Annotated in this window: 13 protein-coding genes, 2 tRNA genes and 1 rRNA gene; 9 read left to right on the top strand and 7 right to left on the bottom strand. The window is 51.3% G+C overall.

Going from position 1 to position 13,917, the window contains the following annotated elements; all coding sequences use genetic code 11:
* Positions 1–87 precede the first annotated feature (87 nt).
* Positions 88–642, bottom strand: coding sequence for a hypothetical protein (locus tag TON_RS10055; RefSeq protein WP_012572930.1), 555 nt, complete (start codon positions 640–642; stop codon positions 88–90).
* 104 nt (positions 643–746) lie between these two features.
* Between TON_RS10055 and TON_RS10050 the strand changes: the two genes are divergently transcribed.
* A complete protein-coding gene (locus tag TON_RS10050) occupies positions 747–2,099 on the top strand; it encodes an RsmB/NOP family class I SAM-dependent RNA methyltransferase (RefSeq protein WP_012572929.1) in 1,353 nt (450 codons plus the stop codon).
* Here TON_RS10050 and TON_RS10045 read toward each other — a convergent pair whose 3' ends face one another.
* Positions 2,100–2,717 carry a TIGR00296 family protein gene (locus TON_RS10045; protein WP_012572928.1) on the bottom strand — a complete coding sequence of 206 codons (618 nt, stop codon included), beginning with the start codon at positions 2,715–2,717 and terminating at the stop codon, positions 2,100–2,102.
* A 93-nt stretch (positions 2,718–2,810) separates the two neighbouring features.
* On the opposite strand from TON_RS10045, the gene TON_RS10040 reads away from it, so the two are divergent.
* From TON_RS10040 to TON_RS10025, 4 genes are read left to right on the top strand one after another with little or no spacing between them, the layout of a single operon-like run.
* Positions 2,811–3,113, top strand: a complete 303-nt coding sequence (locus tag TON_RS10040) for an MTH1187 family thiamine-binding protein (RefSeq protein ID WP_012572927.1) — start codon at positions 2,811–2,813, stop codon at positions 3,111–3,113.
* Positions 3,106–4,239, top strand: a complete 1,134-nt coding sequence (locus TON_RS10035; RefSeq protein ID WP_012572926.1) for a DUF373 family protein — start codon at positions 3,106–3,108, stop codon at positions 4,237–4,239. Before TON_RS10040 ends, TON_RS10035 begins: the two co-directional genes overlap by 8 nt.
* Positions 4,217–5,278, top strand: coding sequence for a coiled-coil domain-containing protein (locus tag TON_RS10030; RefSeq protein WP_012572925.1), 1,062 nt, complete (start codon positions 4,217–4,219; stop codon positions 5,276–5,278). The genes TON_RS10035 and TON_RS10030 overlap by 23 nt, the downstream gene beginning before the upstream one ends.
* Positions 5,279–5,320: 42 nt before the next feature.
* Positions 5,321–6,166, top strand: a complete 846-nt coding sequence (locus tag TON_RS10025) for a deoxyribonuclease IV (protein ID WP_012572924.1) — start codon at positions 5,321–5,323, stop codon at positions 6,164–6,166.
* Here the strand turns inward: TON_RS10025 and TON_RS10020 are convergent.
* Entirely contained in the window at positions 6,156–7,208 is a 1,053-nt protein-coding gene (locus TON_RS10020; RefSeq protein WP_012572923.1) for a DmpA family aminopeptidase, read from the bottom strand. The two genes, TON_RS10025 and TON_RS10020, sit on opposite strands and share 11 nt — an antisense overlap.
* 84 nt (positions 7,209–7,292) lie before the next feature.
* On the opposite strand from TON_RS10020, the gene TON_RS10015 reads away from it, so the two are divergent.
* The 3 genes from TON_RS10015 (at position 7,293) to TON_RS10005 (ending at position 11,377) form a co-directional block, all read left to right on the top strand.
* Positions 7,293–8,912: an ABC transporter permease gene (locus TON_RS10015; RefSeq protein ID WP_012572922.1), complete on the top strand. Its 1,620-nt coding sequence runs from the start codon at positions 7,293–7,295 to the stop codon at positions 8,910–8,912.
* Complete coding sequence (locus TON_RS10010) at positions 8,906–9,910, top strand: ABC transporter ATP-binding protein (protein WP_012572921.1); 1,005 nt, start codon at positions 8,906–8,908, stop codon at positions 9,908–9,910. Before TON_RS10015 ends, TON_RS10010 begins: the two co-directional genes overlap by 7 nt.
* A 132-nt stretch (positions 9,911–10,042) precedes the next feature.
* A complete protein-coding gene (locus TON_RS10005; protein WP_012572920.1) occupies positions 10,043–11,377 on the top strand; it encodes an NCS2 family permease in 1,335 nt (444 codons plus the stop codon).
* Between the two features lie 50 nt (positions 11,378–11,427).
* On the opposite strand, the gene TON_RS10000 is transcribed toward TON_RS10005, so the two are convergent.
* The 4 genes from TON_RS10000 to rrf all read right to left on the bottom strand — a co-directional run bounded on the left by TON_RS10000 (position 11,428) and on the right by rrf (position 13,123).
* On the bottom strand, positions 11,428–11,862 hold the full coding sequence (locus TON_RS10000; RefSeq protein WP_012572919.1) for a metal-dependent transcriptional regulator: 435 nt from the start codon (positions 11,860–11,862) through the stop codon (positions 11,428–11,430).
* Between the two features lie 619 nt (positions 11,863–12,481).
* A tRNA-Lys gene (locus tag TON_RS09995) sits at positions 12,482–12,559 on the bottom strand.
* 356 nt (positions 12,560–12,915) lie between these two features.
* Positions 12,916–12,993 (bottom strand) — tRNA-Asp (locus TON_RS09990).
* A gap of 8 nt (positions 12,994–13,001) precedes the next feature.
* Positions 13,002–13,123 (bottom strand): 5S ribosomal RNA (gene rrf, locus TON_RS09985).
* 100 nt (positions 13,124–13,223) lie between these two features.
* Here rrf and scpB point away from each other — a divergent pair.
* Positions 13,224–13,811, top strand: a complete 588-nt coding sequence (gene scpB, locus TON_RS09980; protein ID WP_012572918.1) for an SMC-Scp complex subunit ScpB — start codon at positions 13,224–13,226, stop codon at positions 13,809–13,811.
* Positions 13,812–13,917 lie beyond the last annotated feature (106 nt).

The raw sequence follows: 13,917 nt of genomic DNA, 5'->3' as shown, positions 1-13,917 counted from the left end.
AACCAACACCTGTTGGATTATCGAATCCAGAACTAATAAACTTCGCCATCGAGGTTCATCAGAAAGAAAGGAGAAAAAGACCAACAATCAAGGATTCACAACCTTTGGAACAAGGGCACTGCACTTCTGCTGAAGCTCGGCATTGGCTTTCAAAAGCTCTTCACTGGGATAGTTGCCGTTCTCTCGCCACTCTGTGGCAAAATTGTAAATCAGGTTTAACCCCTCGCGGACGGCAGAGATGTTGGCGGTCCCATCCAAGAAAGCTGTCCTTGACGCGTTTAAAAAATCTATACACGGCCCTGTATTGGTCATCTCAAAAACGGAATCGTTAAGCGTGTCTAGTTCAAGGTAAATCGCAGTCTCAACGAGGTGATTGTAGAGGCCTAAAAAGTCCCTTTCAAGCTCAACGGTGGAGAGGTTAAACGCGTCCGTGGAATTTGAGTGAACCGCATCAAGCGCGTTCTTGGAGTGGAATTGAACATCAACCATCGTAGAAAACGTTACGAGGTGAACCCAGGACCTATCACAGTCCCGCCGGGCTTCAATCTTGGCGTTCAAACGCTCTTTTTGGACGTAAAGATGAACACTCAAGATTAGGATTATCCCCAACACCGTCACAACTACAGTGTTTCTCCGATCCATTCATCCCACCACAATTAACCCCACCTTTAGAGGTAATAAAGGTTTTGGGACTTCAAGTAGAACTGCACCACCACCTTTTTAAACTTCCCTGCGAAGGCTCGGCCATGGAGCTGTTTTACAGAGTGAGCTTTCAGGAAGTAGTGGCCGACGCCCTCATGCTCGTTGAGGAGCGCGAGCTGTCTTCGAAGCACGCCCTCGAGAGGGTCTTTAAGAAGGTCGCCGGTAAAGACCGCGAGAAGGCTCGCGGATTGGCCCACGCCTACGTCTTCGAGATAGAGAAGTGGCGGGCCAAGATAGACTTCATAATCAACTCCGTTCTCAAAGGCTCGACGGTTGAGGACCTCGACCCATACCTGGCAAACCTCCTCCGCATAGGGACGTTTGAGATCCACTTCAGAAAGGTTCCGCCGGCGATAGCGACCGACTCTATAATCCGCGTCGTCAAGGGGCACTTTGATTTTTCCCGCGCCAAGTTTGTTAACGCGCTGATGCACGAGATAGAGAAGTTCGACGTCGAGAGGGCCCTAAAGAGGCTCAAAGAGAGGGACAGAATCGAGTGGCTCTCCGTCCGCTTCTCGCACCCTAGGTGGTATGTGGAGTATGCAGTCGAGCTCTTCGGCTACGATGAGGCCGTTCGCCTGCTCCTCAGCAACAACAAGGCGCAGCGCTACTATGTGAGGGCTAACACCCTAAAGACGGACGTTGATTCCCTGAGGGATTATCTCGAAGAGAACGGCGTGAGAACTGCCTTAACTCCCCTTCCCGACGTGCTCAAGATTCTCGAGTATAAAACGCCCGTAACAAGGCTCAACTGGTACAAACAAGGCAAGTTCGTAATTCAGGATTTGGCGAGTGCCTACGTCGCCCACGTTTTAGCTCCAGAGCCTGGGGAGAGGGTTCTCGACCTGGCGGCAGCACCGGGGAGCAAGACCTTCCACGCAGCGGCGCTAATGGAGAACAAAGGGGAGATTGTAGCAGTTGACTACTCCTACGACAGGCTTATGCGCATGAAGGAGAAGATGAAATTGCTCGGAATAAAAAACGTCAAGCTCGTCCACGCGGACGGCCAGAGCTTCAGGGATAAAGAGAAATTTGATAAAATAATCCTCGACGCCCCATGTTCAAGCTCGGGAACCTACAGGCAGTTTCCGGAAGTCAAGTGGCGCTTCGACGAGAAGAAGATCAAGCGCATCATAAACGTCCAGAGAAACATGTTGAGGAATGCCCATGAGAACCTGAGAGACGGCGGCGAGATGACGTATTCGACGTGCTCTATAAGGATTGACGAGGACGAGGAAAACGTTCTCTTCGCAATAAACCGGGTCGGGCTTGAGCTTATCGATTATCCCTTCAGCTGGGGCGATAGGGGCTTCCTTGAAATAGGGGACAAGGTTTTCAGGGCATGGACGCACAGGCACGACTGCAACAGCTTCTTCATTGCGAAGTTGAAAAAATAATCACACCAGCGGCTTTCTCTTCACGGGCCCCTTGGGATACTCCTCTTCAAATATCTCCGCTGTGAAGCGGTAGACTTTAGTGTCCTCGTCAAGCCAGCAGTCTGGAGGTAATCCAGCCTTCCAGCAGGTCTGGGCTAAGAACTCCTCCTCGTCCCAGCCCCACTCTATAGGAACCTGCGGAAGGAGCAGGCCTGAATGTATCCCCTTCTCGATTATCAGGCCATCCCGGCCCACCTTTATCTTCCTCGGTCTCTCCTCCGGCGGCCCTTCTATAAGCTCGGGAGGCGTCAGGACACTGACCTCAATGACAATATCGTCCAGCTCGCTCTCCTTCACAGGCGGAAAGCGCGGGTCATCGACGGCAGCGTAGATAGCAGCCTTTATCGTGGCCTCAACTAGAGGATAGATCGGCAGTGGAAAGCCTATGCAGCCCCTAAGAGACATTTGAGGTGGAACGTTATGACGGTTAAGGGTTACGAAAACCCCCATCTTTTCCCAGAGCTCGGGCGGCGTGCCCTCTGGGGGCTCTATCGTTCTGCCGTTACGGACGTACTCCTCTATAGCCCTCCTCGCTAGCCTGACGAGGAACTCTCCCCACTCATCCTTGATCCTGTACATTCCATCACCCTCAACTATCTATGGGTGAATGGTTATTTATCTTTCCCGCAAAGTTTAAAAAATTGCCGAACTAAACTTAGCCAGGTGTCGAAGATGGTCATAGTGGAGTTTGTCATAGTCCCCCTCGGCGAGAAGAGCCTGAGCCGGTACGTAGCAGAGGTAGTAAAGCTTTTAGAGAAAAAGGGTGTTAAGTATCAACTGACTCCAATGGCAACGATCATAGAGGTTTCAACCGTACGGGAAGCCTTCGAGATAATCGAGGAGGCCCACGAGCTCATGTTCAAGCTCGGCGCCGAGAGGGTTTCAACGACTGTAAGACTCGACGACAGACGCGATAAGGCTGTCCACATGGAGGACAAGGTCAAATCAGTCCTCGAAAAGGTGAGGGGTGGTTGAGATTAGGGCCCTGGTTCTGGCCATAGACCGCGATGACGATTTCGGCCAGAAGGCCGGCGTTGAAGGTCCCGTTATAGGGAGAGATGCCTGTATAGATGCCGCTTTAAAGCTCAGTCTGGCCGACCCCGAGGACAGCGATGCCAACGTTGTTTATGCGGCCGTCAAGCTCTACGATGAGCTGAAAGGGAGCGGGGAGTTCGATGAGGTGGAGGTTGCACTCATAACAGGCCACCCAAAGGTTGGCGTCAAGAGCGACCTCGAGCTGAGCAGGCAGCTCGACGAGGTTCTCCAGAGGTTCCCTGCCGATGGGGTTATCACAGTAACGGATGGCGCTGAGGACGAGCAGATATTCCCAATCATCACATCAAAGGTGTCCATAATAAGCTCTCACCGAGTTGTCGTGAAGCAGAGCGAGGGCATAGAGACAACATATTACATCATATACCGCTATTTAAGGGAGATACTGAGTGATCCTGAGGTGGCAAAGGTAGTCCTCGGTATACCGGGCATGATACTCCTGCTTTACGGCATAGCAAGGCTCATAGGTGTTTGGTATCCTGAGAGCGTCAAAATAGTCTCCGCCACGATAACGGGCACAATACTGCTCTTCATTGGAGGCTACTTCTTCACCAAGGGATTCCGCTTCAACTTCAGGGAGACCCTCGCGAAGCAGTTCATATTCGTCATCTCCATCGTGGCGGGTCTGCTCATCATAAGCGGGGGTGCCATAAACGCCTACCTGAGCCTTGAGGAGTACTCTAAGGAGCTCATAGGCGGCTGGCCTGGTACACCACTTCTAGCGACGCTCATTTACATAAACGCCCTGAGCTCGTCCCTAACACTTGGAATATCCGTTATGATAATGGGTAAAATTGTCCAGGCGTACCTGAGGAAGGACCACCACATCTGGTACTATATATCCACTCTCCTCATAATGCCCGCCCTCTGGGTAACAATAGACCTAACGACGAGGTATGCGATGGCCATACTGACGATTTCAGATATAGAGGTTTTCACCAAGTTACTGCTGGCCTTTGTGGACGTCGCCATAGCGGTTCTTGTTGGAATATACCTGAGAGGAAAAGTTAGGGGATGGGAGAGAATTGAAGCTGGAACAGGCACTTGAAGAGTATGAGAAGAGAAGGAAAAAGGCCGAGAAAGAGGCAGAAAAAGTTAGGAAGAAGTACAACAAGCGCCTTGAGAAGAAGGTCAAAGACATTCTGAAAAAGATAGACGCTTTGGAGAGAAAGGAAGTCCCCAGGAACGTGGACGAGAGGATCAAGAGAATAGTCACCGCCGAGAAAAAAAGCTACGTGGGTGCGCTCAGGAAGGCTTTGGAGAGCATCGAAACCATGGACGATCTCGGAAAGAGGCTTCCGGATCTAGCTAAACTCCACGTCGGACACGGAAAGTACCTGTTGCTGATATTCGAGAAGGACGTTTACGCAATCAATCGCCTTCTGAAGGAGCTCAACGAGGATTACTTGAACTACCACGAAGAGCTTTCAAAGAAAGACCTCATAGAGCTGGAAATTGGGGAGCTCATCGAGGGCGAAGATGAAACGAAGAAAAACCTCTCCCTCGCGGAAAAGGAAAAGGAAGACCTTCAGAAAAAGGTCGAGGAGAAGAAAGCTGAACTTGAGGAATTCTACAGAGAGCATGGTCTTGATGAGCTTGAGAAAGGCATCAAAGAGCTGTCATCGAGAGTCAAGAGGGGAGAAATGGAAGTCCGCTCAAGGGCTTCAAAGCTCCAGAAGCCGATAAAAAGAATGCGTCTTCACGAAGAGATAGCGTCCGAGTTCGTGAAGGACAGCTCCGTGGTACTGAAAAGGCCCGAAGAGTTCGTTTCGCTCCTTCAGAAAATTTACCCACGACTAGAGGGCAAGCACAAAAAGACCGCGCAATGGCTAATAGAGAACCTTCTAGAGAAAACCGAGGCCATAGAAGACGACAGGAAAAAGCTGGTAGAACTCGAAAAGAAAAGGGATAAGATCATCAGCGATGCCGAAACCAAAAAGAAGGAAATCTGGGAGCTAGAAAGGTTAATCGAAGAGAAAGAGGCCGAAATAAAGAAGCTCAAGCGCCAGCTGGAGCACCTGGAGAAGGAGCTGAACAAGAGCCTCAGGAAGCTGGAGGAAATCTTGGGAGAGAAAATAGAACGGTAGCCTTATAAGTTAGGTTTCCCTAATTCTCTTTGGGTGGTGAGGATGTTAAAGGTCGACAGGCTGCGCTTTGGAACGGCTGGAATCCCGCTCTCAACGCCGAAGCGCTCAACAATAAACGGCATAATCCATGTGAGAAGCCTTGGACTTGATGCCATGGAGCTTGAATTCGTCCGCGGGGTCAACCTCAAGCCCGAGCTGGCAAAGAAGATTAAATACGTCGCTAAAAAACACGATGTTCTCTTAACAGCCCACGCACCCTACTATATCAACCTTAACGCGAGCGAGAAGGCCAAGGTTGAGGCCAGCAAGAAGCGCATCATCCAGAGTGCCGAGAGGCTCCACGACGCTGGTGGCTGGAGTGTCGTCTTCCATGCAGGTTACTACCTAAGGCAGCCGCCAGAGAGGGTCTACGAGCGCATAAAGAACGAGCTTAAGGATATCGAACGGGAGCTGGTAGATAGAGGCATTAAAGTATGGCTAAGACCAGAGCTCACAGGGAAACCAACGCAGTTTGGGGATTTGAAGGAGATAGTGAAGCTCAGCGAGGAACTAGAGACAGTCCTTCCAACCATAGACTTTGCCCACGCCCACGCAAGACACATCGGAAAGTGTAACACAACCGAAGAATGGCGCGAGATGCTGAGTTTCATAGAAGATCGTCTCGGCAGAGAAGCTCTGGACAACATGCACATTCACATGAGCGGCATAAACTACGGGCCAAAGGGCGAGAAGAACCACCTACCGCTCCAGGAGAGCGACATGAGGTGGGAGGATCTGCTCAAAGTCCTCAAGGAGTTCAAAGTCAAGGGCGTCGTCATAAGCGAGAGTCCGAATATCGAAGAGGATGCAATCCTTATGAAGAAAAAGTACGAGGAAATCAAGATTTAGTCATTTCAAGCCTTCTGTATCTTTCCATTATCTCAATGAGCTCTTCCTTTGGCAGTGAGTACCTCACGTGGCCGTTTCTTCCCTTCGTTGTTTTCGCCTGAAGGAGGGAATTGATTATCGCTTCCTCGGTTGCTTCCGCAGCTCCAACGAAGAGCCGGCTCAAAGCGTCGTCTGGAAGGAAGCCTATCGCATGAGTCTCCTTTCCGCGCGGAACCGTCTGTGCCGTCGAGAATGCCAGAACGATATCGCCACTGCCGTTGTATGCGTAGCCGCCGGTTCTGGCGAGACCGACCACTGCCCTCCTGGCGAGTCTTCCAAGCTGCCTCGACGTTAGCGGAGCATCCGTCGCGATAACCATCGATATGCTCCCGCCGAGCGAAAGACCCCTTCCGGGGTAATCCTTCAGCTCAAGCCCAACGGGAACGCCAGCGATGGTTAAGTCTTCCCTCTTGCCGAAATTGCTGAGAACCAGGGCAGCAACAGTGTATTCCTCGCTCCCTATCTCGACGATCCTCGATGATGATCCTATTCCGCCCTTGAACTCGAAGGCGCTCATTCCAGTGCCCGCTCCAACGGAGCCTTCCTCGAAGTCGAGCGAAGCCTTCTTGACGGCCTCGAAGACGTGCTCCTTCCTCACGGCACGCCTCTTGATGTCGTTTAGGTAGCCATCGTTGCACTCCATAACGACTGGATTAACCGAGATGGCCTTGGGATTCTCCTCGGCCCAGAGGTCTATGAGGGCATCGGCCACAGTGTAAATACTCAGTGTGTTGGTTAAAGCTATGGGCGTCTCAATGTAGCCGAGCTCCTCAACCTGGACGAAGCCTATCGGCTTTGAGAAGCCGTTCATAACGAAAGTACCTGCAAAGAGCTTCTCCTCATAAGGGTTCTCGACCGGCGGCAAAAGAACAGTAACTCCCGTTCTGATGTCTTCACCTTCAATTATCGTCGCGTGACCGACCTTGACGCCTAGGTCAGCAATGGAATTCTTCTTTCCGTGAGCATAGCGGCCGATTCTTATTCCCAGCTCAGGGGCTTTCATGGTATCACCAGAGAGAGTTCGCACTGGGATTTAACAACTTTGTCCAAATCAAAACTTATAAGCCAACAAAACCGAGTTGTGAACATGAGGCTTTCGAAGCTCGTACTGCTCGTTCCGCTGGCTTTCCTTGCGGCCTTCTTCTACATCCCCCTAATCAGCATAATAAAGACGGGATTGTGGGATAATGGCCCGACGCTCAAGTACATAGCCGCGGTTCTCTCAAACAACTATCACCAGCGTGTGATCCTTTTCACGATAGGCCAGGCAATAGCATCCACGTTCCTGACCTTAGCTTTGGGCCTTCCCGGAGCGTACATCTTTGCCAAGTACGATTTTCCCGGAAAAAGCCTGCTCAAAGCGGTCCTCACCGTCCCATTCGTCATGCCAAGCGTGATGGTAGCTTTGGGCTACATCCTGCTCTTCGGTAAGAGCGGCTTCATAACCCAGATTATCGGTCGCGATTTGGGGATAATATACTCCTGGAAGGCCATACTTCTCGCCCACGCCTTCTACAACTTCCCCATCGTCATCAGAATGGTTTCCTCCCTCTGGCAGCGTGTTAATCCCCACTACGAGGAGATGGCGATGGCTTTGGGTGCCCGAGACTGGAGGCTCTTCTGGAAGGTGACGCTCCCCCTGATTTCCCCCGCGATTTTCGCCTCGGCGATGCTCACCTTCGTCTTCTGCTTCCTCAGCTTCTCCATTCCGCTCATCCTCGGCGGCTACCAGTACGCGACCATAGAGGTGGACATCTTCACCTCGATAATGGTGCTCCTGGACTTCAAGACGGGTTCTGCTCTGGCGATAATCCAGATAACGCTCAGCATGCTCTTCATGTACCTCTACCTGAGGAGTCTTGACGCCTACGCTAGGCGTGAGGAGCAGAGAGTTCTCCAGAGGCCAAAGCGCTTTACGCGGAAAGACGTTTTCAGTCTTAAGGGACTCCTCATAGGGGCCTACTCGTTAGCCGTTCTGCTCTTCATCATAGCCCCGCTTTTAGCAGTCCTCTATGATTCCCTGCACTTCAACGACCAGTGGAGCCTTGAGTGGTACAGGAGGATATTCTCGACCGAATACAATCCCATGTTCGGTGCCACAACGCTCGACGCGATAAGGAACTCCCTAACCTTTGGATTTGCGACGGTCTTCCTCTCAGTGATAATCGCCCTTCCAGTCGCCTACGCGCTTCACCGCTGGAACTTCAAAGGAAAGCGGCTCTTCGACGTCCTCGTTATGCTCCCGCTGGCGAGTTCTGCCATAACCCTCGGTTTGGGATACATCAGGATCTTCCACGGCACGCCGCTCTACTACACCGCCTGGCTCATCATCGCTGCTCACACGATAATTGCCTATCCCTTCGTCCTGAGGGCAGTTTCGACTTCGCTGAAGAAGATAAGACCCAACCTATGGGAGGCAGCCCTGAGTCTCGGCGCGAAGGAATGGAAAGCCTTTCTCAGGGTTGAGCTACCGCTTGCTCTTGGCGGCGTTATAGTGGGCGCCATCTTCGCCTTCGCGATAAGCATAGCCGAGCTTGGAGCGACCTACATGCTGGCAAGGCCAGAATACACCACTATGACAGTTGCAATATACCGCTTCCTCGGGGCGAGACAGTTCGGTTCTGCTTCGGCCCTTTCAGTTCTCCTGATGGCGATTTCAACTGCGAGCTTCCTAATCATAGAGAGAATAGGTGAGGAAGTATGGTGAGGGTTGAACTGAGAAACGTAGTTAGGGCATGGGAAGATTTCAGGCTGACTATCGAGTATCTGGAAGCCAGAGACGGCGAGTTTTTAACGCTCCTCGGTCCGAGCGGCTGCGGAAAGACGACGACACTCAGGATAATAGCGGGCTTTGAGAAGCCCGATACCGGAGAGATACTTTTCGACGGGAAGGTCGTGAACGAGCTGCCGCCTTACGAGAGGGGCATAGGGATAGTCTTTCAGGACTACGCGCTTTTTCCCCACATGACGGTCTTCAAGAACGTTGCTTTCGGTCTGGAAATGAAGAGGCTCCCGAAGGCCGAGATTGAGAGAAAGGTAAGATGGGCATTGGAGCTTGTTGGTTTGGAAGGCCTCGAAAACCGTTACCCGGAGCAGCTGAGCGGCGGCCAGCAGCAAAGGGTAGCCCTGGCCAGAGCCTTAGTAGTCGAACCGGACGTTCTCCTCCTCGACGAACCGCTCAGCAACCTCGACGCTAAAATACGAGAGAGGTTGCGGGGCGAGATAAGGAGAATCCAGCGTGAGCTTGGAATAACAACCATCTACGTCACCCACGACCAAGAAGAGGCAATGGCAATAAGCGACAGGATAGCAGTGATGAACTTCGGCAAAGTCGAGCAGGTTGGAAAGCCGCTGGAGCTTTACTACAGGCCCAAGACCGAGTTCGTGGCGCGCTTTCTGGGGCTGAGCAACATCCTTGAGCTGAAGGCAAAGGATGGGAAGGCCTGCATAGGCGGACTGTGCTTCTACGTTGAGAGGGATGGAAAGGTCAGGGTCTTTTTCAGGCCGGAGAGCGTTTACGTGAAGCCTGGGGAGATGGCGGAGGTAGTGGACTACGAGCTTCTGCCCGGAAGGATAAGGCTCAGGCTTAAAATCGGAGACGAGCTTATCCTGGCCGAGCGCTTCCTTGACGAGCTTCCATTCTCGGTGGAAGAACTGCCAGCAAGAGTCGATGTGGATGTTCGCTCGTTTTCTATTCTCGGATGAATCCTCATTTTGGTATCCTCCGGAGTCCTCCAGGGTAAAAAAGCTGCGCTTCTTATTTACAAATTTTTGTCAAAAAAAGCTTTAAAAAACAGAATTATTAGCAAGAATCAGTTAACTTACGGGGGTGCGCTCATGGGCTGGTTCGAGAACTACTTCGAGTTTGATAGGTACGGCACCGATATGAAAACTGAGGTTCTGGCAGGCGTTACGACTTTCATGACCATGGCTTACATTCTCTTCGTGAACCCGGCGATACTCAGCGATGCCATGGGTAAGGAAGCCTTCAATTCGCTCGTCGCAGTTACCGCTCTGGCGGCAGGATTTGCAACGATCCTCATGGGTCTCTACGCCAAGAAGCCCTTCGCCCTCGCTCCGGGAATGGGGCTGAACGCCTACTTCGCCTACAGCGTGGTTCTGGGCATGGGTTATGACTGGCGCGTTGCTTTGGCGGCAGTCTTCGTCGAGGGTCTCATATTCATCGCATTGAGTGTTACCAAGGTCAGGAGCGCCATAATTCACGCGATTCCGCTCAGCCAGAAGTACGCGGTTGGCGCTGGAATAGGCCTCTTCCTCACACTCATTGGCCTCAACGATGTCGGCCTTCTTACAGCTTTCGTCCAGGATGGGGTGCTCAAATTCACAGGCCTGAACGCCACCGCACTGGCCAGCAAGCAGATCCTGCTGTTTTTCTTCGGGCTCTTCCTCACCGCGGTTCTCATTGCACTCCGCATTAAGGGAGCTCTGCTCATTTCCATCATAGCCACCAGCGTCCTTGGCTGGAGTACCGGAGCCGCGCCGTGGCCGGATCAAATTTTCTCAACCCCGGATATAAGCTACACCTTCATGAAGATGGACCTCCAGGGACTGCTCAACGTTGGAGCAATCGGTGTGGTCTTCGCGTTCTTCATGGTTGATTTCTTCGACACCCTCGGAACGGTGACCGGCCTGAGCGCCAAGGCTGGCTTCATAACCAGAGACGGGAAGATACCCGATGCAGAAAAGGTCCTTCTCACTGATGCCGTCGGCACGACCGTCGGTGCTATCCTTGGAACCTCGACCGTCACCACCTACATCGAGAGTGCTGCGGGGATAGAAGAGGGCGGCAGAACTGGAATGACCGCCCTAGTTACGGGCCTCCTGTTCTTGGTCATAGGTCTATTCATAGCTCCATTGGCACAGGCAATACCGGCCTTTGCCACTGCTCCAGCGCTGGTCATAGTGGGTTACTACATGCTCAGCGCTATTAAGGAGGTAGACTTTACCGACCACACAGAGGCGATTCCAGCTTTCCTCGTGCTCATAACAATACCCTACACATACTCAATAGCGGATGGGATAGGCATGGGCTTCATCAGCTATACTCTGATCAAGCTTTTCAGCGGCCGCGGAAAAGAAGTTCACCCACTGATGTACGTCCTCGCCCTGGTGTTCATAGCCTACTTTGCATACCTCGGCGGAGTCATCTGAACCCAGATTTCTGCTTTTCTTTTTTAAATTTAATCAAGAGGGCAAGGAAATCATTTTTTCTGATTCTCTGCCAGCTTCTCTTTGATGAACTGCTTGAGCACGTAGGGGCACTGCTCTTGGATAAACTGGGCGAACTCCCTTATCCTCTGCACGGTTATCTCACTGACGTAGTGCTCGAACTGACAGGCGTCGTGCTCCGCTATCTCTGGCGGAATACCGAGGATGTCTATGAAGAACTGCGTGAGGAGGAGGTGCTTTGAGTACGTTGTTTCGGCTATTTCTTTGCCCTTCTCGGTAAGCAGAATCCTGTCGTATTTCTCGTATTCAACTAGGCCCTTTTCGTTGAGCTTTTTAAGCGCATCGACGACGCTCGGCGGCTTTACGCGCATCATCTTAGCTATGTCCTTAACCCGAATGATTCCTTTGTTCTTGTGGAGGATGTATATAGTCTCAAGATACTCCTCTTCCCTCTTGCTTATCTCCAACGGCCTCACCTGTCGTTAGGTCACCCAAAAATGTTTAAGTAGTTTTCGCACGGGGCAACTTCACCTGCGCGACGTTGGGGCAAAGCTCCAACGCACGGGAGTGACCGTCCCGTTGAGTTTGATTAAGGCTCGTGATTCTCCGTTCATTGCCTGCTGGAATAATGCATTTCCTTGTAAGTGCTTATTCTCCTAAGTTTAAAATCTTGTTAAAAAAGCACCTAAAGGATTCACCCCAACCGGCACCCTTCGGGTGCTAGAAATATGAATCCATATCAAAAAGCAAAAAATTTGACTTGTTTTAGGCGTTGATTAGTGTCATGCTCTTGAAATGCCTCTTCAAGAGGCTACATTAAGAAGGAATCACGAACTTCTAGTGAAGCTTTTCCAAAAGCTCGAAGGCTGGAAAGAGTTTGTATGTCTTTTTGAATTCACTAAAAGAGAGGGTTTCCTCCAAGATTGGTCTTCGATAAGTTGTTTCAGCTTCCAGCATCCGAAGGGCACGAGTATAGTGAAACACTTCAAACTAGTATGTAAAGATGGGAAAACCTCGTGAGAATTAGGCACATAATAAGGGCATACAAACCTTGATCAAACTTCGCGTAGGCGAAGTTTGTATTGCTGGCGGGCCGGACGGGATTCGAACCCGCGGCCACGGGGTTAAAAGCCCCGCGCTCTAACCAGGCTGAGCTACCGGCCCATGCCCGATGGGATAACAGTGAGGATGTTTTATAAGCTTTGCCCCTCACAGTCCCTGCTAACGCAAGCACTGGTGGAATAGTTCCAAAGGTTTTAAGTGCCATTGTTCTAATTCCGCATTGCTCTTTAAAGTTGCCTTTGTAATAGAATTATAAGTTCAACTGACCACTATCCTCTGAGTTCTTTTCAACTGACACCCGTAGGACATCTAAAAACAGTTGAACTCTGATCTAATGGCCAATTTAACTTTAATTCAATGTTAAATGAGTCCTTTGTTGGGATGCCTCATCAAATTTGGTAGTTTAAGAAGTTAACCACATTTGATCAAACTTTTCTGACGAAAAGTTTGTTAGAGAATGGCGCCCGGGTCGGGATTTGAACCCGAGTCACGGGAGTGACAGTCCCGTATGATGGGCCTGGCTACACCACCCGGGCATTTGAGTGGCCGGCGGCGTTCCCGGTTTCCCGCCCCCTCTCGGAGGGCAGTACACCCGGGATCGCTGGCGGGCTTAACTTCCGGGGTCGAAACGAGACCGGGTGTGACCCCGCCGCTATGACCGCCGTACCGCTATTGACCTATCGGGATGGGTTTATAAAGATTACGGTCAAAGAAGGAGAAAAGATTATAGTCATCGCCGGAGAGGCTTTAGGGAGAGGTGGTAATAATGGGACTCCTAGAGGACAAGGCCCTTGTCGAAGCTGCCCTTTTCGTTTCTGGTCGGCCGCTGAGCATTAAAGAGCTCTCAAGAGCCCTCGGGATAAGGTCGCTGGATTACCTCGAGAAGCTCATCGAGCTTATAGCAGCTGAATACGCTGAGAGAAAGAGCGCAATCGAAGTGGTTCGCGTTTTGGGCGATAAATACGTCATGCAGGTGAAGCAGGAGTATTCACAGAGGGTCGTCCACCTGATGCCAAGACCGGACTTAAGGACTGGCGAGCTGAAGACCCTGGCCCTTATAGCCTACCTCCAGCCTATAGAGCAGAGCAAGCTTGTTAAACTCCGCGGGAGTCAGGCCTACGAGCACATAAGGAAGCTCCTCGAGATGGGACTTATCTACGCCGAGCCCTATGAGAGGACAAAGCTTCTTGGAACGACCCCCAAATTCGCAGAGCTCTACGGCTTCCCAGAGAACGACCCCATGATGATCAAGGAAGCATTCAAGAAGGTGGTTCATGCCGAGTACAGCGACCTGATAGCAAAACTCGAAGGGAAAGAAGAAAAAGAAGAAATGCCTCAGGAAAGCGAAGAGTAATTTCTTGACCCCTCAGTTTACTTATTTCTGTTCTTGGGAGGAATACGGAAGCTTTTTCCGGAAACTCGGCCTCCGGAGAAAAGTTTAAATACCACCACCCTGTATT

This window comes from Thermococcus onnurineus NA1 (assembly GCF_000018365.1).
Lineage (GTDB): Archaea > Methanobacteriota_B > Thermococci > Thermococcales > Thermococcaceae > Thermococcus > Thermococcus onnurineus.
This window is presented reverse-complemented; position numbering and strand designations above follow the sequence as displayed.